Origin of the sequence: Novosphingobium lindaniclasticum LE124, from assembly GCF_000445125.1 — a bacterium.
Classification (GTDB): domain Bacteria; phylum Pseudomonadota; class Alphaproteobacteria; order Sphingomonadales; family Sphingomonadaceae; genus Novosphingobium; species Novosphingobium lindaniclasticum.
In genome coordinates, this window is the sequence record NZ_ATHL01000039.1 from 44032 (window position 1) to 67098 (window position 23067).

The following is a 23067-nucleotide window of genomic DNA, read 5'->3' on the forward strand; positions in this document are numbered from 1 at the left end:
TGCCCGCGTGCCCTTAGGCGAAAGGAGGGGCGCCTGTCGACGCAGTCCGTCCCGACCAGTGGGCGGCCGATCAGGCAAGCGACGGATAGACAACGAAAACGGGCCGAGTTTCCGTCTTGAAAACTCGGCCCGCTCTCTGAAGCCATTATCCGGAAAGCTGGATCAGCGCTCCCTTCAGGCGAGGGCGGCCTTCAGCGCCTCGGCCAGGTCGGTGCGCTCCCAGGGGAACAGATCGCCTTCAGGCTTGCGGCCGAAGTGGCCGTAAGCGGCCGTCTTGGCGTAGATCGGCTTGTTGAGGCCGAGACCGGTGCGGATGCCGCGCGGCGTCAGGCCGCCGAGCTTGTCGGCCGCGACCTTGGTGATCGCCGCTTCGAGAGCGGCATCGCTGGCGGTGCCGGTGCCGTGCGTGTCGACGTAGAGCGAAAGCGGCTCGGACACGCCGATGGCATAGGCGATCTGGATGGTGCAGCGCTTGGCGAGGCCGGCCGCCACGACATTCTTGGCGAGGTAACGGGTGACATAGGCTGCCGAGCGATCGACCTTGGTCGGATCCTTGCCCGAGAAGGCGCCGCCGCCGTGCGGTGCCGCGCCGCCGTAAGTGTCGACGATGATCTTGCGGCCGGTGAGACCGGCATCGCCGTCAGGGCCGCCGATCTCGAACTTGCCGGTCGGGTTGATGTGGAACTTGGTGTTCTCGGTGACGAAGCCGGCAGGCAGGATTTCGCCGACGGCCTTCTTCACGTAGGCCTTGAGTTCCGCGTCCTGGGCGCCTTCGTGGTAGCCGGCCTTGTGCTGGGTCGAGACGACCACGGCGGTCGCTTCCACCGGCACGCCGTCCTTGAAGCGCAGGGTCACCTGGCTCTTGGCGTCGGGCTCCAGGAACGGCGCCGCGCCCGAGTGGCGGTCGGCGGCGAGGCGCTCGAGGATCTTGTGGCTGTAGTCCAGCGTGGCGGGCATGAGGTCCGGCGTCTCGTCGCAGGCGAAGCCGAACATGATGCCCTGGTCGCCCGCGCCTTCGTCCTTGTTGCCGGCCGAATCCACGCCCTGCGCGATGTCGGCGCTCTGCGGGTGCAGGTGGTTCTCGAACAGCAGGTCCTGCCAGTGGAAGCCGGCCTGTTCGTAGCCGATGCGCTTCACGGTTTCACGGACGATGTGCTGGATTTCCTCCTGCGCGCCGTCTTCCCAGTGACCGTCCTTGTCGATCATGCCCTTGCCGCGCACTTCGCCGGCGAGGACGACGCGCTGGGTGGTGGTCAGGGTCTCGCAGGCAACGCGCGCTTCCGGATCCTTCGAGAGGAAGAGATCGACGATGGCGTCGGAAATCTGGTCCGAAACCTTGTCGGGATGGCCTTCCGAGACGCTCTCGGACGTGAAGACATAGTCATTTCGCATCGTGACACCACATATAAAGAAATCTTTATGTGGGCATGGGTCTAGCGACGACGGCGGAGGAGCGCAACCACGGAAAGCGCAAGAACCCAGAAAGACAGGGCCAGCGACAGGGGCAGAAGGTTTCCAAATCTTGCGAAAGGTGTGGCTTCATGGGGCGGGGGTATGCGTCCGTCGAGCCGTCCTGCCTGATGCCAGGGGACATGGGCGCGCACCAGTCCGTCCGCGTCGATCACCGCGCTGATACCCGTCGTTGTCGAACGCATGACCGGCAGTCCCTCCTCGATCGCGCGCAGCCGCGCCTGCGCGAGGTGCTGCGGCGGTCCCCAGCTTCCGAACCAGCCGTCGTTGGAGGGATTGAAGATATAGTCCGGCCGCAGGCGTGGATCGACGACCTGCCCGCTGAAAATGATCTCGTAGCAGATCTGGACGCCGGCCTTGCCCCAACGTCCGAAATCGAACGTGCGCGGGCCGGGACCGGGCCAGAAGTCGAGCGCACCGGGAACAAGCCGCGTGGCTCCCAGCGGTTCGAGCAGCCAGCGCAGCGCCAGGTACTCGCCGTAAGGCACCAGATGGGCCTTGGAATAGCTGGCGAGCAAGTTGCCGCCGCCGTCGATGGTGGAAACCGAGTTGCGTGCCGCGATGCCGTTGCCTTCCTCCATCACCAGATCGACGGCGCCGGTCATGAGCAGGCCGTAAGGGCCAATCACGCGGCCGATGCGCTCGCGCGCGAGTACCGGATCGCCGGCATAAGTGTACATGCGATAGAGGAACGGCGGGTATCCGTCCCGGATGTAGTCGCCAAGGCCGGATTCCGGCCAGAACACCATGCGTCGTTCGCCAGGGGAGCGCGGTAGCGACAGGCGGGCCATCTTGACGAAGTTGGCTTCGTAGTAGCGGGGATCGTCGATATATTCCTGGCGGATATCCGGCTGGACCAGGGTGTAGCGAACGGCGCCTTCCGCTCGGTCCGCCCACGGGTCGGGTGTGGTCATCACCACGGCCAGTGCGCCGAACACGGCGATCGGAGGCAGGACAGAGGCCCAGCGCATAGCGCCGTGAGAGGATCGGGAAAGGCGCCAGAACAGGCCAGGCAGGCAAGCCGTCAGCACGAGCAGGCCGGAGAGCCCGTAAGTGCCGGTCCACGGCGTAACCAGTGCCAGACCTCGGGTTTCGTAGCCGCCCAGCAGGGCTACGCCCAGCGGGTTCCAGGCAAAGCCGGTGAAGACCCAGGCGCGGAGCCATTCGCTGACGATCCAGGCGGGCGCGAATGCAAGCGCCAAGAGCAGGAACGTCTCCGGCCTGCTCACCGAGTTCGCGCTGCCCCGGTGGAGCCGGAGCACGAGCCAGCCGCCCAGCGCCGCCAGGCCGGGATAGATGGCCAGATAGAGCGAAAGCAGGAACACCGCGATCATGCCCAGCCAGGCCGGCATCGATGCCTGATAGGTGAAGGCCGTGGCGATCCAGTTGTTGCCGAGCGTGAAGTGGCCCAGACCGAAGCACCAGCCGATCAGGAAGGCGCGCCGCCAGCCCGGAGCGCGGATCACGAGTTCCACCAGCAGGGCCACGCCGATCAACGTCAGGGGCCAGAGCGCCAGGGGCTGGAAGCCGCAGGCCGCGACGATCCCGGCGAGGATCGCAGCAGACCCGGCCGCCAGACGGGGGCGGCGGTCGAGGAAGTCCAGTGCGGGTTTCAGAAGCCGGGCCTCGTGCCGAAAGGGAACCATTAGCCGCCGCTATGTAGGGGCAAGCCGGCGTGAGGCAAGCCAACATCGCGGATCGAAGTCAAGCCTGTGATCCTCGCCAATAGCCGACGACCCGCGCCTTGCCTTTCGGCGAGACGCGGGTCGCGGGCTTTTCATGCGCTGGCGCTTTCGAAAAAGCGCCCGTCCCTCTTATGAGTTGAGGGCTTCCAGCGGGCTTTCGCCACCTTCGTCGGCCGAGGGCGCGGCCTTGCGCGTGCGACGACGGCGAGGCTTCTCTTCGGTCGCTTCAGCGTCTTCTACGGGCTTGGGCGCTGCCTTGGCCGCGGAAGCCCTGGTGCGCTTGGCCGGAGCGGCCGAAATCGCGGGGGGCAGGGTGGCGGGATCGAGGTTACCCATCGGCTCGGCTGCTGCCGGCGCCGCTTCGGCGGCCGGAGCTGCTTCGACGGCGGTCTCGCCCTGGTCCTCGTCGCGCTGACGACGCGGCTTGCGCTGCTTCAGGCCGCGCGATGCACGATTGTCGCGAACGAAGGGGTTTTCCGCCGGCTCGTAGACCATCGGCTCGCCTTCGGGCTGAACCTGGGCCTCGTTGCCGGGATTGGCAGTAGCTTCTTCCTGGATCGATTCGCTGCGCGGTGCGCGGTCCTCGCGGCGAAATTCCTCGCGGCGCGTATCGTCACGGCGGGGCTGGCGTTCCTGGCGCGGCTCACGATCCTGACGGCCGTAGCTGCGCTCCTGACGCTCGGGCCGTTCCTGCCGTTCAGGGCGTTCCTGACGCTCCGAAGCGGGCGATTCATAATCGCCGTATTCGTCCGATCCGTAATCGTCGCTGTAGTCCGACGAGCGATCGTCCCGACGCGGCTGACGCGATTCTTCCTGACGCTGCTTCTGATCGGCAAGGACACGGAAGTAGTGGTCCGCGAACTGAAGGTAATATTCCTCCTGCACGCGGTCACCGTTGAGGTGCGCGTCATGGGCCAGCTTCTTGTACTTCTCCAGCAGCTGCGGCGCATTGCCGCGTGCCCTGCTGTCGATCCGGTTAATCTGCTGACCGCCCTGCTGGCGATTGTTGCCGCGGCCGCGCCGACGGTTGTTACCACGATTATTATTCAAGGATTATTTCCTCAAAACCCAGGGCATCCGCCTGTTCCCGTCGGGCCGATCTGCCACACGTCACATGATCACGGATCGCCCCCGAGTGCCGTGAACTCCACCGTTGCCGGGTCGTAGCCGTTTCAGGCCGCGACGATCTGCAAGAGTTGGAGGCGAACCACCCACATGGGAAATTTCATCCATGTGCCGGTTCGCCATAATCTTTAGGGACTCCGGGGCGGAATTCCAAGTGAAAACTTAAGAGACTGTTGAAAACTCCAGCACGCGCGGCCGATAGCCCAGATCGCGGTGCAGGCGGCTGGACAATCCGCAGGATGCGCCGATTGCCGCGACCGCCTCGGCCTGTTCGTGGCCGATCTCCACCAGCGCAGCCCCGCCCGGAGCCAGTATCGCAGGCAATTGGGGGATCAGCGCGCGATAGTCGTCGAGGCCCAGTTCACCGGAATAGAGCGCGCTCGCAGGCTCGTAGGCGGCGACCGAGCGCTCGAGCCTTACCGTCGTTTCGACATAAGGCGGATTGGCGAGAATCAAGTCGAACGGCCCGTCCAGCGCCGCAGTCCATCCCGGGACGTGCCAATCCGCCGGGATCATGCATGCGCGGTTTCCGAGGCCCAGGGCAGCCGCGTTGCCCTGGGCGACGGCCAGCGCGCCGGGAGAACTGTCGATGCCGACGCCGCGCGCGTCGGGCAGGTTCGCGAGCACCGCCAGCAGCAGAGCGCCGGAGCCGGTGCCGCAGTCGAGCACCTTGCGCGCAGCGGGGCGGGCGGCCAGGGCGGCCTCGACCAGAACTTCGGAATCTCCGCGCGGGATCAGCACGTCCGGTCCAACCGCGAGGGGCAGGCCGAAGAATTCCTGGGAGCCGGTGATATAGGCGACGGGTTCGTGCTCCATCCGGCGGTCCACGAGCGCGGCGAAGATCTCGGGCACGGGGTCGCGCATGCGGTTCAGCAGCAGCGACGATCGCGATGTGGCCAGGGCATGGGCCATGAGAACTTCGGCATCGAGCCGTGCAGTATCGCTGCTCGCGGACAGGCGTTCTGCTGCCTCGCGAAGAGCCTCACCGACGGTTTTGTCAGGCATCCATGGCGGCGAGGCGCTTGGCCTCGTCCTCTGCCAGCAACGCATCGACCATTTCGGCGAGGCCCGGACCTTCGAGAATCTCGGGCAGGCGATGCAGGGTGAGGTTGATCCGGTGGTCGGTCACGCGGCCTTGCGGGAAGTTATAGGTGCGGATGCGCTCCGAACGGTCGCCCGAGCCGACCATGGCCTTGCGGGCTTCGGCTTCGGCGCCGTGTGCCTCTTCGCGCATCTTCTCGTACAGACGCGCGCGCAGGACCTGCATGGCCTTGGCCTTGTTCTTGTGCTGGCTGCGCTCGTCCTGGCAGATCACCACCAGGTTGCTGGGCAAGTGAGTGATACGCACCGCCGAATCGGTCGTATTGACGTGCTGGCCGCCCGCGCCCGATGCGCGGAAGATGTCGATCTTGAGATCCTTGTCCTCGATCTGGACATCGACTTCGCTCGGTTCCGGCAGAACGGCCACGGTTGCCGCCGACGTATGGATGCGCCCCCCCGATTCAGTGACCGGCACACGCTGCACCCGGTGGACCCCGCTTTCGAACTTGAGCTTGGCGAAGACGCCCGCGCCCGCCACGTTGGCGACCACTTCCTTGAAACCGCCGAGGTCGTTGGCATTGACGGAGATCATCTCCACGCGCCAGCCCTGCTCGGCGGCGTAGCGCTCGTACATGCGATAGAGGTCGGCGGCGAACAGGGCCGCCTCGTCGCCTCCGGTGCCGGCGCGGATTTCCAGCATGGCCGGGCGCACGTCCGCCGCGTCGCGCGGCAGCATGGCGACGGCGAGCTGGCGTTCCGCCTCGGGCAGTTCGGCCTTGAGGCGGATCACTTCCTCCTCGGCAAGCGCCCGCATGTCGGGATCGGGGTCTTCCAGCGTCTGGAGCGCTTCCAGTTCGCCGCGCATCGACACGACCTGGGCCGCGACGCGCGCCACCGGCTCCAGCTCCGCATAGTCGCGGCTGGCGGTGACGAAGGCCTCGCCTTCCAGCGTGCCCGAGGCCAGGCGTGCTTCCAGTTCGGAGAAACGCGCGGCGATCTGCGCCAGACGGGTATCGGAGACGGACATTACAAGCCCCTCCTCTTCAGGGGAGGGGTTGGGGGGGAGGGCTTTCTCCCCGCGTGGCACCGGACGGACAACCCCCACCCCTCGGTCCCCTCCCCTGAGGGAGCGGGGAAGGGGAGGCCCAAAGCGCGATGCACCAGGGAAGCAACCAAGATCACGGATGGACCGATTGGAGGACCTGCTCGACCGCGAGGTACTCGGCGGTGGGCTCGGCCGCGCGCAGGTTCGCGGTGGGGACGCCGTCCTGCACGCCGAACGAGACGAGCACCTTGGCGCCCATCTTCACGGCCTTGTCGAAGCGCTTGCGGGCGCTGCCGGTGGCGACCATCTCGGCGTCGAGGCCCTGGAAGCGCAGGGCGGTGACGACCTTCTGCGCATAGTTCAGTGCAGCATCGTCCTCGACCGCGAGAACGACCGTCAGCGGCGCTTCGGTGAGCGTTCCGGCGTCCGCGACCAGCATCGCCAGACGCTCGATCCCCGCCGCCCAGCCCACGGCCGGAGTGGCGGGGCCGCCGAGGCTTTCCATCAGCCCGTCATAGCGGCCGCCGCCCAGGACCGTGCCCTGTGCGCCGAGGCGGGTGGTGACGAATTCGAAGGCGGTGTGCCGGTAGTAATCGAGCCCGCGCACCAGCGAGGGTGCGCGCTCATAGGCAACCCCGGCGGCATCGAGCCCGGCGGTGACTGCCGCGAAGAAGTCCTGCGCCTCGGCCGAGAGGAAAGCGTCGATCTTCGGAGCATCGCCGACGAAGACCTTGTCGCGAGGATCCTTGGAATCGAGGATGCGCAGCGGGTTGCGCTCCAGGCGGTCCTGCGAATCCTCGGACAGTTCCGCCTTGTGGCCCCGGAAATAGTCGATCAGCGCGGCGCGCCAGGCATCGCGGCTGGCGACATCGCCCAGCGTGTTGAGCTGGAGCGTCACGCCGTCCGAAATGCCCAGATCCTTCAGGAGGTGGTCGGCCATCACCAGCAGTTCCACGTCGGCCAGCGGCTCGGGCGAGCCGATCAGTTCGGCGTCGATCTGGTGGAACTGGCGGTAGCGGCCCTTCTGCGGGCGCTCGTAGCGGAACAGCGGGCCGTGCGTCGCCACCTTGAGCGGGGCGAACTGCTTCCAGCCGTCGGTCAGGTAGGCGCGGGCGAGACCTGCCGTGAATTCGGGACGCAGGGTCAGCGATTCGCCGCCGCGATCCTCGAACGAATACATTTCCTTGGAGACCACATCGGTCGTCTCGCCGATCGAGCGCGAGAACACTTCGGTCTTCTCGAAGACCGGCATTTCCACACGGCGGAACCGGTAGAGCCTGCGGATGCGCTCGAAGGTCTCGACAACATGGGCGAAAGCCTCGGCATCGGTGCCGAAGATGTCTTGGGTTCCGCGAATGGCCTGAGGCGTTTTGCTCGGTGTGGTGCTCATGACGCGCGCGCTTAGCCCGATTGCGGCGGCGGGGAAAGTGGCTGTGGACGGGGCGCCCGGCCCCGAGGGTGAAATTCCGGGGGAGCAGCGGATGGCGCGACAACATGTGGTCCCTTCGCGCCGGAGCGAATTGGATGGTTGCCAAAACCGGCAACAGCCGCAAAGACTGGCGACATGAAATATCGTAACGCGGTCGTCACGCTCCTCGCCCTCCTTTCGGTTTCAACCCCCGCGCTCGCGCAGGATTCCGCGCAGCGGAGCCGCCCCATGGCCCCGGCGCTGCCCGCGCCGCTGCCTGCCGCGCAGGACAAGGCCTACCCCGGCACCATCGCGCTCGATATCGACGCCAGCGATGTCGTCCACGGAGTCTATCGGGTAACGCAGCAGTTCCCGGTCGCGGCGGGTGCGGACAAGCTGATCCTCGTCCAGCCTAGCTGGTTGCCGGGCAACCACTCGCCCACCGGCCCGGCCGCGCTGCTCGCGCAGATCCACTTCTTCGCCGATGGCAAGGAGATCAGGTGGCAGCGCGACCCCGTGGCGGTGAATGCCTTCCACCTCGACCTTCCGCCCGGGACGCAAGCGGTCACCGCCAAGTTCATCCACACTTCGCCGGTGCAGGCCAAGGAAGGCCGCGTCACGATGACGCAGGAAATGCTCAACCTCCAGTGGGAGAAGATGAGCCTCTACCCCTCGGGCTACTACACGCGCGGCATCACCGTGAAGCCGACGGTGAAGTTCCCGACCGGCTGGACCGTCTACACCGCGCTCGACGGCAAGAGCCAGCAGGGCGACACCGTGACCTGGGCACCGACCGACTACGAACGTCTGGTCGACGAGCCGATCTTCGCGGGCAAGTATGCGCAGCGCTGGGATCTCGGCCATGACGTCGGCATGGCCGTGGTCGCGGACGAGGCCAAGCTGCTGGGCATCAAGCCCGAGAACATGAAGACCTATCGCAACCTGGTGTCCGAAGCGCTGCTGACATTCGGCGCGCGGCACTTCGACCATTACGACTTCCTGCTGGCGCTGACCGACCGCATGGGCGGCATCGGCCTCGAACACCATCGTTCGAGCGAGAACCAGATGGAGCCCAAGGTCTGGACCGAGTGGGACAAGATGGACTGGGATCGCAACGTGATCCCGCACGAATTCGTCCATAGCTGGAACGGCAAGTACCGCCGGCCGGCCGACCTCTGGACGCCGGATTACCAGCAGCCCATGCAGAACACCCTGCTCTGGGTCTACGAGGGCCAGACCCAGTTCTGGGGCTATATCCTGGCGGCGCGCTCGGGCGTGCAGACCAAGCAGACGATCCTCGACACGCTGGCGGGTGCCGTCGCCCGCTATTCGGAGGCGACGCCGGGTCGGGGCTGGCGCTCGGTGGAGGACACCACCTTTGCGCCGGTGCTCAACATGCGCCGTCCGCTGCCTTATACCTCGATCACCCGGACCGAGGATTACTACGTGGAAGGCGCGCTGACCTGGCTCGAAGCGGACCAGATCATCCGCCAGGGCACCGGCGGCAAAAAGGGCCTCGACGATTTCGCCAAGGCGTTCTTCGGCGTGCGCGACGGCGACTGGGGCGAGCTGACCTACGACTTCGATGAAGTGGTGAAGACGCTGAACGGCGTCTATGCCTACGATTGGGCGACGTTCCTCAAGACCCGCATCTACGACACCAACCAGCCCGCGCCCACCAGGGGCGTCGAGATGGCCGGTTACAAGCTGGTCTGGAAGGACACGCAGAACGGCTATGACAAGGGCGTCTCGGATTCGCGCAAGTCGCTCGATCTCACCTATTCGCTGGGCGTGACGCTGGACAGCGAAGGCATGGTGACTTCCGCCGTGTTCGACGGTCTGGGCTACAACGCCGGGCTGGTCAGCGGCGTGAAGGTGATGGCGGTGAACGGCACGGCCTATAGCGGAGAAGGGATCAAGGACGCGATCACCGCGGCGAAGACCGCGAAGACGCCGATCTCGCTGCTGGTGAAGCGCGGCGATGCCTTCAGCACCGTGGCGCTCGACTATCACGGCGGCCTGCGCTGGCCCTGGCTGGAAAGCACTACGCCAGGCAAGGTCAACGGCCTCGACCGGTTGCTGGCACCGCGCAGCAAGTAGGCGCGTCCGCCGGGGCGCATATGCCTCATATCAAGGAAGGGCTCGGATACGGAATTGATCCGTTTTCTGGGCCTTTTCCTTTTCAGCGTGGGTATTTCGTCGACCGCAGCGGCGGATGTGTCGCAAACTGGAGACATCTACCCCGAGAAGGCAGTTGCGATGCATAAGTTGCAAGGCTAAGCCCCCCGGTCAAAGATGAACAGGCACGACAACTGCGTGCCAGTAATGAAGGACCAACATGCGCATCGACATGATCCCTGTCGGCAAGAACCCGCCGGAGAGCCTGAACGTCATCATCGAGGTGCCCGTCGGTGGCGAGCCCGTGAAGTACGAGTTCGACAAGGACTCCGGCGCGCTGTTCGTCGATCGCATTCTGCACACGCCGATGCGCTACCCCGCCAACTACGGTTTCGTGCCGCACACGCTTTCGCCGGACGGTGACCCGCTCGACGCGCTGGTCGTTGCCCGCTCGCCCTTCGTGCCCGGCTCGGTCGTGCGTGTTCGCCCGATCGCGGTGCTGAACCTGGAAGACGAGCACGGCGGCGACGAAAAGCTCGTCTGCGTGCCCGACGACAAGACTTTCCCCTACTATTCCGACGTTCAGGAACGGGGCGATCTGCCGGGCATCGTGTTCAGCCAGATCGAGCACTTCTTCACCCATTACAAGGACCTCGAAGCCGAGAAATGGGTGCGCGTCGGCACCTGGGGCGGCGCCGAGGAAGCACGCAAGATCGTTCTCGAGGCGATCGAACGCTACGAGACCGAGGGCAAGAAGGTCGAGGCCTGATCCAGCCTATAGAGTTCCACCACCCCCCATGTGGAACGAAGGGCCGGCGGTGTGAACCGTCGGCCCTTTATGTGTGGGTTTCGAGGAGAGCAGGGGGACTGCGCAGCTCAGTCGACGACGAGGAAGTAGTTCGCCTGGCTCTGTCCGCCGTTGCGGACCTCGATCATGTAGCGCTGGGTAAATACGGGCACCCAGCGGCAGGCGCGACGCGGTGCGTCGGCCAGGCAGACGGGCCGGCGCTCGGCATCGATTACGCGCAGGCTCAGCGGCTCGCCGCCTGCAGTGGACAGAGCGATGCTGGCCTTGCGGCCGGAGAGGAAGACCTGCTGGAAGGAGTCGATTTTCCCCGCGGCCACCTGGCCCGTCCTGTAACCCGGACCCAGCGGGCTGCCGCGCAGGACGGCCCCTTCGGCATTCGGAACGAGCGTCCGCCAGGCCGGAACCGGATCGGCGCCGCTCCAGCCCTGCAGGGGCCGGGCACCCGATCGTTCGACGATGCGCAAGGCGTCGGCCAGCGCCACGCGATCGGAGGAGATCACGGCCTGCTGGGCCGTCACCAGCGCCTCGGCCACGCGTTCGTCGCGCGCCATGGGAAGTCTTGCCGCATCGCCCGGCGCGACGGGTGCCGACAGCGCCGGAACGGCGGCAAGCAAAGCGGCGCCGCCAAGGATGGACCTGAGCGCATTCATGATTTCGACTCCGGGGCGATCGTGAAACAGGCGCCCTTTTCCGATGGCACGAGGCGGATTTCAAGATGATGGCGTTGGGCGATCGCTCGACACAGCGCCAGCCCCAGTCCTGCTCCGCTGGCGTCGAGGCCGTCATGGTTGGCAGCGCGGCTGAACTTGTCGAAGATCCTGTCGCGATCCTGGGCAGGTACGCCCGGGCCGTCGTCGCGGATCGTCAGCCTTGGTCCCCGCTCCAGTTCCAGCCGGACGGTGCCGCCCGGCGGCACGAACTTGAAGGCGTTGTCGAGCAGGTTGGTGATCAGCCGGGTGAGCTGCATCTCCTCTCCTTCGACAGTGACGCCCGGCGCGATCGCCAGTTCGAAGCGATGGCCCGATTCCTCGGCACTGTCGGCATATAGCTCGGCCAGACGCTCGGCGAGAGCGCTGAGATCGACGGGCGAAAGCCCGTGTCGGTCGCCGCGCCGCGCCTGGCTCGCGGCGATATCGAGCAGCGATTCCAACATGCGGATAATGCTCCGGATTTCCTGCCGGGCATCGGTGATGCGGGCGGCGATCTCGCTATCGCGCGCTTTTCCGGGCAGCGCGGCGAGGGCCCGGACCAGCCGGTTGTCGAGATGCATCAGCGGTGTGCGCATTTCGTGCGCCACCTGATCGGTCGTTTCCCGCTGGGCGCTGGCGAGGCGGCGCAGGCGGGAGAGGGCATCGCCGGAATGGCGCGTCAACTCGTCGATCTCGTCGCGGTCCTTCGAGCCGTTCGCAAGCTGGGCGAGGGCATCGTCGTCAGGGTGGCGGAAGGCGGCGTTGATGCGCTCGATCCTCCCCGCCAGCCGCCGCGCGGCCAGGCATCCGGCGAGCGCGACCGCCGCCACGGCGAGCAGTCCGCCGGCGAGGAAGGCCAGCGCGACCTGCCGCAGCAGAAGCCCCAGATCGCGGTACTCGTGCGCCACCAGGAGCCGCAGGTCCGGTCCCAGCTGGGTCGCGCGTGCCAGCGCGCGTTGCCCGCTCGGCAGGGCGATGTCGCGGGTTTCGGAAATGCCCGCGTGCAGCCCCGGCCAGGTGCGGAGGTCGCCCGCAAGGGCCGCTCCTCTGGCATCGGCCAGGATGTAGTGCGCCGGGTTGGCGTCGCGGGGTTGAAGCGCGAGCCGGTCGTTTAGCCGGTTGGAAAGTTCCACCGCGCCGCCGCTGGCGAAAATGTCGACCATGCCGGCAAGGTCCACGTCGACCGCGCGTTCGAGGGCAATGCGGTTGGTGCGCTGGATCGTCGCATCCGTCAGCAGCCAGAGGCCGAAAGTGATCATCGCCGCGATCAGGATGGCCCAGGCGATGAGCTGCGCGAAAATCGACCTATGGATTTCTACGAGGCGTGCCATGAATCCTGCCGCCCATCGAGCAGGCGATAACCCGATCCCCAGATCGTTTCGAGCGCGGGCGAGTCGAAGCCTTCCTCCAGCTTGCGGCGCAGGCGGCCGATATTCACGTCGACGACGTTGGTCTGGGGGTCGAAGTTCATCTTCCAGACGTCGCGCAGCAGCATCTCGCGCGTGAGCACTTCTCCGGCGTTTTCCATGAAGTAGCGGAAAAGCTCGAATTCCTTCGGGCTCAGCGCAAGATGCCGATTGGCGCGGAAAGCGGTGCGCGCCTTTACGTGGCATTCGAAGGCGCCGTAGAGAATGACCGCGCTGTGCTCGCGGCCGGAGGCGCGTCGGTGCAGGGCCCGCAGCCGGGCGAGCAGTTCGGCCGCTTCGAAGGGTTTCGCGAGGTAGTCGTCCGCGCCGGCATCGAGGCCTTCGGCACGGTCGCTGGTGCGGCCCAGCGCCGACAGCATCAGGACCGGCGTGCCGATCCCGCTCTCGCGAAGGCGCGAGAGGATCGTCAGCCCGTCACGATCGGGCAGCATGCGGTCGAGGATGATCACGTCGAAATGCTCGACGCCGGCCAGCCGCAGGCCATCTTCGCCACTGGCTGCCCACACGAGGGTTATCCCCGCCTGCTCCGCCAGCTCCTGCACTTGCGTGGCGGCGCGGGCGTCGTCTTCGATGTAGAGGGTTTTGGGGCCGGTCATGGCACTGACGATCCGGGCGCGATGGAGCCGGGCGGGATCGCTCCCGCCGGCGCCATCCGCCGGATTATGGGTTCAGCGTGCCACCGGAGCCGCTGCCGAGGCATCTTCCGGCAGGCCGCCGAGCTGGGTGACCAGCTTGGTATAGGCATCGAGATAGGCCAGCACGATGATCTGGCCGATCTGGGTATTCTGGTAGCCGCCGCCACCGGCCGCGCCGAAGGTGCCGCCGAAGAACCCACCACCGCCGCCGCCGAAGCTGACGTCCGACTTGCGGGCATAGCCTTCGGTCAGTGCTTCTTCGACCGTGGTGCGCGAATTGACCACCGACAGGGTCACGTTCGCCTCGCCCTTCTTGATGTTGAGGCCACCGGCGATCGCGCCGATCCCGCGACCGAACAGGCCGCCGACGCCACCGAGCACGCCGCCCAGGCCGCTGCCGCCCGAATTGTTGTTGGTCGAGACGATGTCCGGCTGCAGGAAGTAGTCCGCCGCGCGGATCTGGCCCTTGCCGATGTTCGAGCCCCTCTGCAGCTCACCCTGTTCGGCGAGGGCGCGTTCCATGGCGCTGTTCTGCAGCGAGCGGCCACGGTTCACCAGCGTGAAGCAGCCGGACTTCTGCACGAAGACGCGCAGGATCGCCTCGGGGCTGCCCAGGCTGAGTTCGCGCCACCACTGGGTGTCGGGCTCGACGATGGAAACGGTGCCGAGGTTCTTGCGGCAAACCGGAATCTGCTGGACGCCCTTGTCCTGGACCTTGCGCGCGGACGAGCGGTCTTCGGCCTGCGCAGCAGGGGCTGCGGCCATGACGACAAGCGCGGCCAGCGCGCAGGCGATCTTCTTCATGATGACTTCCCTCTGTTGTACCGGACAGATCGGGGCACAACGTCGCCCGGCCTTCCAACCCCCAGCCACCATATCCCCTAATTGCTGCCGGGCAAATGACTAATGCTGTGAGATTTCGGGAGGGGAAATCCAAAAGATCGAGGGGCTTGCGCCCGCGCACTTACCGTTCCGCGACTACTGTCCCGTGACCGCCATGTTGTCGATCAGACGCGTCGTGCCGATCCGGGCCGCCACCAGCAGGCGCATGGGCGCCGTGCTGCGCTCGTCCCGCAAGGCCAGGCTGTCGGCATCGCGAAGCTCGGCGTAGTCGATCGAGGAGAAGCCGCCATCGAGCAGCACTTTTCCGAGCCGAGCGATGCTGGCCGTGACGGGCTCTCCGCGCTCGATCTCCGCGATCGCGACTTTCATCGCATTGGGAAGGGCTACCGCCTGCACCCGCTGCTCGGGCGTGAGATAGGCGTTGCGCGACGACATCGCGAGCCCGTCGTCCTCGCGCACCGTGGGAACACCCAGCACCGCGTCGACATGAGGCTGCGTCAGGTCGAGGTCGCGGGCCATGCGGCGGATCACGGCGAGCTGCTGCCAGTCCTTCTCGCCGAACAGCGCCACATCGGGCAGGACCTGATGGAACAGCTTGCAGACCACGGTGGCCACGCCGTCGAAATGGCCGGGGCGGGAAGCGCCGCAAAGCCCTTCGCTGACCCCCTGGACTGAAATGTTGGAAGCGAAGCCCTGGGGGTACATCGCTTCCACCGTCGGCGCCCAGAGCAGGGCCACGCCCTCGCCCTGCAGCAAGGCGCTGTCGCGCTCGAGCTGGCGCGGATACTTGTCGAGATCCTCGTTCGCGCCGAATTGCAGCGGGTTCACGAAGATCGAGACGATGACATGGTCGGCCCGTTTGCGCGCCTCGCGCACGAGTGTCAGATGACCTTCATGGAGCGCGCCCATCGTGGGCACGAGGGCGATCTTTCCCGTTTCCCGCAGTTCGGCAACGGCACGGCGCAGTGGATCAAGGCTGTGGAGGGTTTGCATTGGGTGTCACTGCTCCGATAGGATGCACTTGACCGGTGGTCGCGCCTGCCCTTAGCCGCACCGCGGCCCTTTGAGCAATGGGGCGAGCAATGGGTTTGACCCGCTTCGGCGGTTAAGGATTTGATTTCGCTTCCGGGGTAGAAGCCGGGAGCAAGGAAGCCGGGCTTGGTCCGGGGGCAACAGGAAAGCGAACAGGGTCCGTGACAGCGCATCGCATCGTCTTCGCCAACGAAAAAGGCGGCACCGGCAAGTCCACGACGGCCGTCCACGTCGCCATCGCACTCGCCTATCAGGGCGCCAGAGTGGCAGCGATCGATCTCGATCCGCGCCAGCGCACCTTGTACCGCTACCTGGAGAACCGGGTCGAGACCGAGCGCCGCCGCGAGATCGCGCTGCCCGGCGCCCGCTTCGCGGTCTACGACGGCGAGGACATAGGCGAACTGGACGAACTGGCCGAAGCCATTGCCGAGGGCTACGACTTCCTGATCTTCGACACCCCGGGGCGAGACGATACCTTCGCCCGCCACGTCGCGGCGACCGCGGACACGCTGGTCACCCCGCTGAACGACAGCTTCATCGACTTCGACCTGATCGGCCAGGTGGAAAGCGAGACGTTCAAGGTGAAGAAGCTCTCTTTCTATGCCGAACTCATGTGGGAAACCCGCAAGAAGCGCGGCCTCAAGACCATCAACGAAGGACGCCGCGAACTCGACTGGGTGGTGGTGCGCAACCGCGTCCAGCACGTCGAGGCGAAGAACATGCGCCGCCTGGAAAGCGCGCTGCTGGAACTGTCGAAGCGCGTGGGCTTCCGCATTTCCAACGGACTGTCCGAGCGCGTCATCTTCCGCGAGCTGTTCCCCTCGGGCCTGACCCTGCTCGACAAGGGGCACCTGGGCGAACTCGGCACCAGCCATCTCGTGGCGCGTCAGGAACTGCGCCAGCTCGTGGCGGGCCTGAACCTGCCGATGCCGACCGGCCGCCAAGCCGAGTTGCAGGCCGCCGGCGACGAATGAAGCTGCTCTGGCTCATCGCGCTGGCCTGCATTGCCTGGCGGCTGATCAAGGGAAGATGGCCGTGGCAGGCCAAGCCGCTGCCCGGCCCTTCCTTTGCGGATGTCCACGCCAGCACGCAGGCGCGCGCCTTGCTGGGCGTGGATGAAGGCGCGAGCCGCCGGGACATTCTCGATGCCCATCGCCGTGTCGTCGCGCAGGTCCATCCCGACCGCGGCGGATCGAACGAGAAGGTTCACGAGGCGAACGCCGCGCGCGATCTCCTGCTGGCGAAGCTTGACAAACTCCAGCCATGAACGGCGCCACCTGAGCGGCTATACCTGAGCGGAGCACCCTGACGATGAGCCATCGGTTCGATCCCACGATCCTCCGTGAATACGACATCCGCGGTGTCGTGGGGCGGGATCTCGGGCCGGCAGACGCCTATGCCCTTGGCCGCTGCTTCGCCACGGTGCTGCGGCGCGGGGGCGGGCAGAAGGTCGCGGTCGGCTATGACGGGCGCCTCAGTTCGCCCATGCTGGAAGCGGCCCTCGTCGAAGGCCTGACCGCGAGCGGAGCCGATGTCGTCCGCGTCGGCCTGGGACCGACGCCGATGCTCTACTATGCGGAAGCCTCGGCAGACGATGTGGACGGCGCCATCCAGATCACCGGCAGCCACAACCCCGTCGATCATAACGGCTTCAAGCTGGTGCTGGGCAGCCGTCCGTTCTTCGGGCCGGACATCGTGCGGCTTGGCGAGATGGCGGCGGCTGCGGACTGGGACGAAGGCGCAGGCGGCGTGGAACGGCGCGAGGTGCTGGAAGCCTATGTCGCGCGGATTGCCGAAGGAATTGCCGGCGTCGAGGGCCTATCCGACCTGCGGATCGGCTGGGACGCGGGAAACGGCGCCGCCGGGCAGGCCGTGGAGCGGCTCACCGCTCGCCTTCCCGGCGAGCACCACCTGCTGTTCACCGAGATCGACGGGACGTTTCCCCATCATCACCCGGACCCCACGGAGGAGTCCAACCTGGCGGACCTGAAGGCGCTGATTGCCGCGCGGAAGCTCGATTTGGGCGTGGCGTTCGACGGCGATGGAGACCGCATCGGCGTGGTCGACGGCCTGGGCCGCGTGATCTGGGGCGACCAGCTGCTGGGGATCTTTGCCGAGGACATGCTCGCGCGGCGTCCCGGCGCGGTGGTGATCGGAGACGTCAAGGCCTCCGGGGCGCTCTTCGATACGATCCATCGCCATGGCGGACGGCCGCTCATGTGGAAGAGCGGGCATTCGCACATGAAGGCCAAGATGCTGGAAACAGGCGCGCCGCTGGCCGGCGAGACAAGCGCCCACATCTTCTTCGCGGACAAGTTCTACGGGTTCGACGACGGGCTTTACGCAGCGGTCCGCCTCATGGCGGCGAGCGCGCGGCTTGGCCGCTCGGTCACGCAGCTGCGCAGCGAGATGCCGGTGCTGGTCAACACGCGCGAACTGCGGTTCCCGGTGAGCGAGAGCCGCAAGTTCGCGGCCGTCGCGGAAGTTCGCGGCCGTCTGGAAGCGGAAGGGGCGCGGTTCGTCGATATCGACGGGGTGCGCGTCACCACGCCGGATGGCTGGTGGCTGCTGCGGGCCTCCAACACGCAGGCTGTGCTCGTCGCAAGAGCGGAAAGCGGATCTGCGGAAGGGCTGGAGCGCCTGATTGCGGAAATCGATCGGCAACTCGCCGCGTCGGGGCTGCGGCGCGGCGATCAGGCCGGGCACTGACGCGGCATGCGGGCGGAGATTTCGTCTCTGGCTCCCGGCGATGATCTGTCTGCACGGCGAGTACCGCAACCGGCCGGCCCCTCGGGCTTTTCTGTTGGAGCCGCCCATGCTTCAAGCCGGGGCTGATGCAACCGACCGAGCGATGACCGTGCCGAGATCGATTCCATGATGCCCGCCGCCGTTCCACCCGAGCTTGCCGAATGGTTCGCGGGACGCGGCTGGCGGGTTCGGCGGCATCAGGCGGAGATGCTGACGGCTGCGGATCGCGGGCGTCATGCTCTGCTCGTGGCCGATACCGGCGCGGGCAAGACCTTGGCGGGGTTCCTGCCGACGCTGGCGGCGTTCTGCCCCTCCCGAGCAGGCGAGGCGCCGCTGCCGGAGGGGCTGCACACGCTTTACGTATCGCCGCTCAAGGCTCTGGCCCACGACGTCCAGCGCAATCTCCTCACGCCGGTCGAGGAAATGGGCCTGCCGATCCGCATAGAGACGCGCAGCGGCGACACGCCGTCCGACCGCAAGGCCCGGCAGCGTAGCCGTCCGCCGAACGTCCTGCTGACCACGCCGGAATCGCTTTCGCTCCTGCTCAGCTATCCCGAGGCGCCGACGCTGTTCGCCGGCCTGAAGCGCGTGGTCATCGATGAAATCCATGCCTTTGCAACGGGCAAACGAGGGGACCTGCTCACACTGGCCCTGTCGCGGCTTCAGGCCCTTTCGCCGGACCTTCAGCGCGCGGGATTGTCCGCTACCCTGGCTGATCCCGATGCCTTCCGCGGCTGGCTGGCGCCTTGGGGCGAGATCGATACCGTCGAACTGGTCGAAGGCGAAGCCGGCGCCGAGCCGGAAGTCTCGATCCTGCTGCCGCAGGAAGAGCGGATCCCCTGGAGCGGCCATGCGGCGACCTGGGCGATCCCGCAGCTCATCGAGCAGGTCAAGGCGCATCGAACGACGCTGATTTTCACGAACACGCGCTTTCTCGCCGAATATATCTTCCAGGAGCTCTGGAACGCCAACGAGGACAACTTACCGATCGGCATCCATCATGGGTCGCTCTCGAAAGAGGCGCGGCGCAAAGTGGAAGGCGCCATGGCCGAAGGGCGGCTGCGGGCCCTGGTCTGCACCGCCAGTCTGGATCTTGGCGTCGATTGGGGGGACATCGATCTCGTGGTTCAGATGGGGGCGCCGAAAGGCTCCTCCCGCCTGCTCCAGCGCATCGGACGCGCGAACCACCGGCTCGATCAACCCAGCAAGGCGCTGCTGGTGCCGGGGAATCGGTTCGAGTTTCTCGAGGCCTTTGCGGCGCAGGAGGCGGTGCACGAAGGGCAGCGGGACGGCGAACCGTTCCGGCCGGGGGGGCTCGACGTGCTGGCGCAGCATGTCATGGCGGTGGCCTGCGCCGGGCCATTCCGGGAGGATGCCCTGCTGTCCGAAGTGCGCTCCTCTCTGGCCTATGCCTGGGTGGACGAGCAGACGTTCGCCCGCGTGTTCGATTTCGTGGCGACGGGCGGATATGCGTTGCGGTCTTACGATCGTTTCCGCCGCATTGTTCGCGAAAAGGACGGAACCTGGCGCCTGGCGCACCCGGAACATGCCGCCCGGCACCGGCTCAATGCGGGAATCATCGTCGACTCGGAAATGCTCGACGTGCGCTTCCGCAACGGTCGTTCGCTGGGGAAGGTGGAGGAAGGCTTCGGCGCCAGCTTGAAGCCCGGCGACACCTTCCGGTTCGCGGGCATGGATCTGGAAGTCGAAGCGCTACGCGAATTGGAACTGGTGGTGCGTGCGGCCCGGCGATCGGCGACGATCCCCAGCTACATGGGGCAGCGCATGCCGATCTCCACGCACCTTGCCGATCGGGTGAGAGCCATGCTGTTCGACCGGGCGGGCTGGTCTCGCTTTCCCGACGACGTGCGCGAATGGTTGGAAGTGCAGGACTGGCGTTCGCACATGCCGGCACCGGGACGGTTGTTGGTGGAGAGCTTTCCGCACCAGGGCAGGGCCTATACGACCTATTACACATTCGAAGGATGGCCAGCGAACCAGTCGCTCGGAATGCTGGTCACGCGGCGCATGGAAGATCGCGGCCTCGGTCCGCTCGGCTTCGTCGCGACCGACTACGCTCTGGTGGTCTACGGCATCAAACCCGTGGAAGATCCCGCTGCGCTGCTCTCGCCCGATATTCTCACGCATGAGTTCATCGATTGGGTGCAGCAGTCCTACCTGCTGCGCCGCGCCTTCCGGGAGGTGGCGGTGATCTCGGGCCTGGTGGAACGGCAGCAGCCGGGAAAGCGCAAGTCGGGGCGGCAGGTGACGTTCTCCACCGACCTCATCTACGACGTGCTGCGCAAATACGAGCCGGATCATCTCTTGATCGAAGCGGCCTGGGCCGATGCACGTGCCCGCATGACAGATGTGGCCCGCGTGGCCGACGTGCTCGACAGGGCGGCGCAGGAAGTGGATCATGTCCGGCTGGAGCGGATCAGCCCGCTTTCCGTGCCGGCGCTTTCGATGATCGGGCGCGAGTCGCTGCCGTCCGGCTCGGCGGACGACGATCTGCTCGTCGAGGCGGAGAGCCTGGCATCGCTGGCGATGCGCGTGGATCCGGTCGAGGCGCCGGAGGGCGATTAGGCGACCCGGCTGGTCTGCCGGATGCCCGGAGCAACAAAAAAGGGGCGGATCGCTCCGCCCCTTCATTGGTCCTTGAGAGACCGGCTCCGTCCGTTCGGCTTACTTGCCGAAGTCGCGGAACTGTTCGTTGCCGACGAAGCCGAACTTCGTGACTTCCGCCGCCTTGATCAGCTGCAGCACCTGGGCCGAGAGATCGTAGCTGGCGTTCGGTTCCGGCTGGTACTGCAGCTCGGGTTCGACCGGGTAGCTGAGCGACTGCTTGAGCAGATTCGCGAGACCCGGGCCGTCAACCTGCGTACCGTTCCAGAGGATCTTGTCGTCCGCGGTGAGAACCACCTTGTTGCGGATCGGATCGACCGGAGGAGGATTGTTCGTCGGAGGGGTTGCAACCGGCAGATCGATGTCGATCGAGTGGGTCGCAACCGGGATGGTGATGATGAACATGATGAGCAGAACGAGCATGACGTCGATCAACGGCGTCGTGTTCATTTCCATCATCGGCGCGCCATCGTCCTTGCCGCCTGACATTGCCATGGAAAGTTACTCCTGTTCCTGCCTGAACGTCAGCCGTTCGGGTCGACGGGATTGGTGATGAAACCAACCGTCGGGTAGCCCGAGATCTGGACGTTGTAGATCGCACCGGCAACGCAGCGCCAGGGGGCGTTGACGTCACCGCGAATGTGGACCTGCGGCACGAGATCGGGGTTGGCCTGAAGGGCCTGCGGGCCGCCTTCGCGCTTCACGATCGCATCGAGACGCTTGAAGGCCTGGTCGCGCAGTTCCTGCGAGGTCACCGGCGTGATGTTGTTGAAGTAGACGCGGCATTCGCCGTTGCGCGAAGCGCCGACGTAACCGGGTTCACCCGCAGCCTTGCCGCCGTCGTCGGTGGTCGAAACGGTGAGGAGCAGGTTTTCCACCTTGTCCTTCGATTCGACGGCCTCGACGACAGGGATCTTCAGCTTTTCGATCGTCTGGATCGCAACCGGAACCGCGATCAGGAAGATGATCAGAAGCACCAGCATGACGTCGACGAGCGGCGTCGTGTTGATGTCGGACATCGGTGTCTCGGCACCGCCTCCGCCCGAGGATATCGCCATAGTTTTATCCTAATCCTTGCGTTGCCCTGGGCAGGCGGCGGACGCGCATGCAACGCACCGCCGCCTTTCTCCCTTGGACGCGCCCTATTTTCCGCATTGCGGAAGCGCGTCCGATACTGCTTACGGCTTGGCCGGAGCAGCGGCCGGCTTGGCCGGAGCAGCGGCGGTCTTCGCCGGGGCAGCAACAACGATCGGCTTCACGGCGCCCTTCGAGTTGATGTTCGCGAGAACGTCGCTCGAGAAGCCGGTCAGGTTTTCGGCGATGCGCTTGTTGCGGCTCTGGAGGTAGTTGTAGGCCAGAACGGCGGGAACGGCGACGATCAGGCCGAGCGCGGTCATGATCAGCGATTCACCGACGGGGCCGGCAACCTTGTCGATCGAAGCCGAACCGGCGATGCCGATGGCGATCAGAGCGCGGTAGATGCCGACGACGGTACCGAACAGACCGATGAACGGTGCGGTTGCGCCAACGGTGGCGAGGAACGGCAGGCCCTGGGCGAGACGGGCGTTGATCGAAGCTTCCGAACGCGCGAGCGAGGCGTGCATCCAGTCGTGCGCTTCGAGCGAGTCGGTCATCTTGGCGTGCTGGTCTTCGGCGGCGATGCCGTCGTCGACGAGCTGGCGCCAGGCGCTGTTCTTCTCGAGCTTGGCGGCGCCTTCACGCAGGGTCGGCGCCTTCCAGAACGTCGTGCGGACGACGTTGTACTGGCGCATGATCTTGGACTGTTCGAACCACTTGGTGAACAGGATGTAGAACGAGCCGAAGGACATGATGCCCATGATGATGACCGTGGCATACGAGATGAAGCCACCGGCCTCCAGGGCCTCCATGAAACCGAACTTGTTCTGCGGCGCAGCTTCACCTGCGGCGGCAAGAATATCAATAAGCATGCGATTTACCTCTCAAGAAGAATGCAGGACTGATTCCGGCCGGGTGTGGGCCTGACCAGTCTTAAAGGAGTTAGTTCAGCTTGTAGACGATGGCCGTCGAGAACTGACCCGATGTCGGATTGCCGGCATCGTCGAGCGCCGGGTTGAACCGCGCGTAGCGGGTCATGCCGTCGCAAGCTGCCTCGTCCAGGTCGGGACTGCCGCTCGATGCGGTGACCGAGCAGGAGGTGACCTTGCCGTCCGGTCCGATCCCGACGCGCACGCCGACGCGGCCTTCACGCTCTTCACGAGCGGCGCGGGTCGGATAATTCGCCTGGATGCGGGCGGCCCAGCTGCCCTGGCCCTTCGGCGAGGCGCCGCGAGCCTTGGACGGGCCCGGGGGTGCCGGAGCCGGAGCCGGGGGAGCGGGCGGAGCCGCG

21 protein-coding genes are annotated in these 23067 nt (G+C 66.1%); 6 read left to right on the forward strand and 15 right to left on the reverse strand.

The features are described from left to right. Nucleotides 1-174 precede the first annotated feature (174 nt). The 6 genes from metK to hisS form a co-directional block, all read right to left on the reverse strand. Complete coding sequence (metK, locus tag L284_RS29475) at nucleotides 175-1392, reverse strand: methionine adenosyltransferase (protein ID WP_021232897.1); 1218 nt, start codon at nucleotides 1390-1392, stop codon at nucleotides 175-177. Nucleotides 1393-1433: 41 nt separating this feature from the next. Then, nucleotides 1434-3116, reverse strand: coding sequence for an apolipoprotein N-acyltransferase (gene lnt / locus L284_RS29480; RefSeq protein WP_021232898.1), 1683 nt, complete (start codon nucleotides 3114-3116; stop codon nucleotides 1434-1436). A gap of 168 nt (nucleotides 3117-3284) precedes the next feature. Next, entirely contained in the window at nucleotides 3285-4205 is a 921-nt protein-coding gene (locus L284_RS29485) for a DUF4167 domain-containing protein (protein WP_021232899.1), read from the reverse strand. 237 nt (nucleotides 4206-4442) lie between these two features. Further along, a complete protein-coding gene (gene prmC, locus L284_RS29490) occupies nucleotides 4443-5285 on the reverse strand; it encodes a peptide chain release factor N(5)-glutamine methyltransferase (protein ID WP_021232900.1) in 843 nt (280 codons plus the stop codon). After that, nucleotides 5278-6348: a peptide chain release factor 1 gene (prfA, locus tag L284_RS29495; RefSeq protein WP_021232901.1), complete on the reverse strand. Its 1071-nt coding sequence runs from the start codon at nucleotides 6346-6348 to the stop codon at nucleotides 5278-5280. Before prfA ends, prmC begins: the two co-directional genes overlap by 8 nt. 151 nt (nucleotides 6349-6499) lie before the next feature. Then, the gene (hisS, locus tag L284_RS29500) at nucleotides 6500-7756 is read right to left on the reverse strand and encodes a histidine--tRNA ligase (protein WP_021232902.1); all 1257 of its coding nucleotides are present in this window, start codon (nucleotides 7754-7756) and stop codon (nucleotides 6500-6502) included. 174 nt (nucleotides 7757-7930) lie between these two features. Between hisS and L284_RS29505 the strand changes: the two genes are divergently transcribed. Next, nucleotides 7931-9874, forward strand: coding sequence for a M61 family metallopeptidase (locus L284_RS29505; RefSeq protein WP_021232903.1), 1944 nt, complete (start codon nucleotides 7931-7933; stop codon nucleotides 9872-9874). A 238-nt stretch (nucleotides 9875-10112) separates the two neighbouring features. Next, the gene (gene ppa / locus L284_RS29510; protein WP_021232904.1) at nucleotides 10113-10661 is read left to right on the forward strand and encodes an inorganic diphosphatase; all 549 of its coding nucleotides are present in this window, start codon (nucleotides 10113-10115) and stop codon (nucleotides 10659-10661) included. Nucleotides 10662-10768: 107 nt separating this feature from the next. On the opposite strand, the gene L284_RS29515 is transcribed toward ppa, so the two are convergent. The 5 genes from L284_RS29515 to panC form a co-directional block, all read right to left on the reverse strand. Next, nucleotides 10769-11350, reverse strand: a complete 582-nt coding sequence (locus tag L284_RS29515) for a hypothetical protein (RefSeq protein ID WP_021232905.1) — start codon at nucleotides 11348-11350, stop codon at nucleotides 10769-10771. Continuing rightward, nucleotides 11347-12720, reverse strand: a complete 1374-nt coding sequence (locus tag L284_RS29520) for a sensor histidine kinase (RefSeq protein ID WP_021232906.1) — start codon at nucleotides 12718-12720, stop codon at nucleotides 11347-11349. Before L284_RS29520 ends, L284_RS29515 begins: the two co-directional genes overlap by 4 nt. Then, nucleotides 12705-13412 (reverse strand): response regulator transcription factor, encoded by a 708-nt coding sequence (locus tag L284_RS29525; protein WP_021232907.1) that lies wholly within the window; start codon nucleotides 13410-13412, stop codon nucleotides 12705-12707. Before L284_RS29525 ends, L284_RS29520 begins: the two co-directional genes overlap by 16 nt. A 72-nt stretch (nucleotides 13413-13484) precedes the next feature. After that, nucleotides 13485-14255: a CsgG/HfaB family protein gene (locus L284_RS29530; RefSeq protein WP_021232908.1), complete on the reverse strand. Its 771-nt coding sequence runs from the start codon at nucleotides 14253-14255 to the stop codon at nucleotides 13485-13487. 174 nt (nucleotides 14256-14429) lie between these two features. Next, complete coding sequence (gene panC, locus L284_RS29535) at nucleotides 14430-15287, reverse strand: pantoate--beta-alanine ligase (protein WP_021232909.1); 858 nt, start codon at nucleotides 15285-15287, stop codon at nucleotides 14430-14432. A gap of 200 nt (nucleotides 15288-15487) precedes the next feature. Between panC and L284_RS29540 the strand changes: the two genes are divergently transcribed. From L284_RS29540 to L284_RS29555, 4 genes are all read left to right on the forward strand, one after another. Then, entirely contained in the window at nucleotides 15488-16300 is an 813-nt protein-coding gene (locus tag L284_RS29540; protein WP_021232910.1) for a division plane positioning ATPase MipZ, read from the forward strand. Continuing rightward, nucleotides 16297-16593, forward strand: a complete 297-nt coding sequence (locus L284_RS29545) for a J domain-containing protein (protein ID WP_021232911.1) — start codon at nucleotides 16297-16299, stop codon at nucleotides 16591-16593. The genes L284_RS29540 and L284_RS29545 overlap by 4 nt, the downstream gene beginning before the upstream one ends. A gap of 44 nt (nucleotides 16594-16637) precedes the next feature. Continuing rightward, nucleotides 16638-18035: a phosphoglucomutase/phosphomannomutase PgmG gene (pgmG, locus tag L284_RS29550; RefSeq protein WP_021232912.1), complete on the forward strand. Its 1398-nt coding sequence runs from the start codon at nucleotides 16638-16640 to the stop codon at nucleotides 18033-18035. Nucleotides 18036-18200: 165 nt separating this feature from the next. Next, complete coding sequence (locus L284_RS29555) at nucleotides 18201-20660, forward strand: ligase-associated DNA damage response DEXH box helicase (RefSeq protein WP_021232913.1); 2460 nt, start codon at nucleotides 18201-18203, stop codon at nucleotides 20658-20660. Nucleotides 20661-20759: 99 nt separating this feature from the next. Here L284_RS29555 and L284_RS29560 read toward each other — a convergent pair whose 3' ends face one another. The 4 genes from L284_RS29560 to L284_RS29575 form a co-directional block, all read right to left on the reverse strand. Then, on the reverse strand, nucleotides 20760-21194 hold the full coding sequence (locus L284_RS29560) for an ExbD/TolR family protein (protein ID WP_031341578.1): 435 nt from the start codon (nucleotides 21192-21194) through the stop codon (nucleotides 20760-20762). A gap of 29 nt (nucleotides 21195-21223) precedes the next feature. After that, nucleotides 21224-21757 carry an ExbD/TolR family protein gene (locus L284_RS29565; RefSeq protein ID WP_021232915.1) on the reverse strand — a complete coding sequence of 178 codons (534 nt, stop codon included), beginning with the start codon at nucleotides 21755-21757 and terminating at the stop codon, nucleotides 21224-21226. A 120-nt stretch (nucleotides 21758-21877) separates the two neighbouring features. Continuing rightward, on the reverse strand, nucleotides 21878-22648 hold the full coding sequence (locus L284_RS29570; RefSeq protein WP_021232916.1) for a MotA/TolQ/ExbB proton channel family protein: 771 nt from the start codon (nucleotides 22646-22648) through the stop codon (nucleotides 21878-21880). 70 nt (nucleotides 22649-22718) lie between these two features. Then, nucleotides 22719-23067 (reverse strand): energy transducer TonB (locus tag L284_RS29575; RefSeq protein WP_021232917.1); only part of this gene is annotated, 349 nt, incomplete at its 5' end.

Coding starts and splice junctions, on each gene's coding strand:
- L284_RS29515 (WP_021232905.1), bottom strand. CDS start 11,350: ATGAATGCGCTCAGGTCCATCCTTGGCGGCGCCGCTTTGCTTGCCGCC.
- L284_RS29565 (WP_021232915.1), bottom strand. CDS start 21,757: ATGGCGATATCCTCGGGCGGAGGCGGTGCCGAGACACCGATGTCCGAC.
- panC (WP_021232909.1), bottom strand. CDS start 15,287: ATGCAAACCCTCCACAGCCTTGATCCACTGCGCCGTGCCGTTGCCGAA.
- L284_RS29570 (WP_021232916.1), bottom strand. CDS start 22,648: ATGCTTATTGATATTCTTGCCGCCGCAGGTGAAGCTGCGCCGCAGAAC.
- prmC (WP_021232900.1), bottom strand. CDS start 5,285: ATGCCTGACAAAACCGTCGGTGAGGCTCTTCGCGAGGCAGCAGAACGC.
- L284_RS29520 (WP_021232906.1), bottom strand. CDS start 12,720: ATGGCACGCCTCGTAGAAATCCATAGGTCGATTTTCGCGCAGCTCATC.
- L284_RS29560 (WP_031341578.1), bottom strand. CDS start 21,194: ATGGCAATGTCAGGCGGCAAGGACGATGGCGCGCCGATGATGGAAATG.
- lnt (WP_021232898.1), bottom strand. CDS start 3,116: ATGGTTCCCTTTCGGCACGAGGCCCGGCTTCTGAAACCCGCACTGGAC.
- hisS (WP_021232902.1), bottom strand. CDS start 7,756: ATGAGCACCACACCGAGCAAAACGCCTCAGGCCATTCGCGGAACCCAA.
- ppa (WP_021232904.1), top strand. CDS start 10,113: ATGCGCATCGACATGATCCCTGTCGGCAAGAACCCGCCGGAGAGCCTG.
- L284_RS29525 (WP_021232907.1), bottom strand. CDS start 13,412: ATGACCGGCCCCAAAACCCTCTACATCGAAGACGACGCCCGCGCCGCC.
- metK (WP_021232897.1), bottom strand. CDS start 1,392: ATGCGAAATGACTATGTCTTCACGTCCGAGAGCGTCTCGGAAGGCCAT.
- L284_RS29530 (WP_021232908.1), bottom strand. CDS start 14,255: ATGAAGAAGATCGCCTGCGCGCTGGCCGCGCTTGTCGTCATGGCCGCA.
- L284_RS29555 (WP_021232913.1), top strand. CDS start 18,201: ATGATGCCCGCCGCCGTTCCACCCGAGCTTGCCGAATGGTTCGCGGGA.
- pgmG (WP_021232912.1), top strand. CDS start 16,638: ATGAGCCATCGGTTCGATCCCACGATCCTCCGTGAATACGACATCCGC.
- L284_RS29545 (WP_021232911.1), top strand. CDS start 16,297: ATGAAGCTGCTCTGGCTCATCGCGCTGGCCTGCATTGCCTGGCGGCTG.
- prfA (WP_021232901.1), bottom strand. CDS start 6,348: ATGTCCGTCTCCGATACCCGTCTGGCGCAGATCGCCGCGCGTTTCTCC.
- L284_RS29505 (WP_021232903.1), top strand. CDS start 7,931: ATGAAATATCGTAACGCGGTCGTCACGCTCCTCGCCCTCCTTTCGGTT.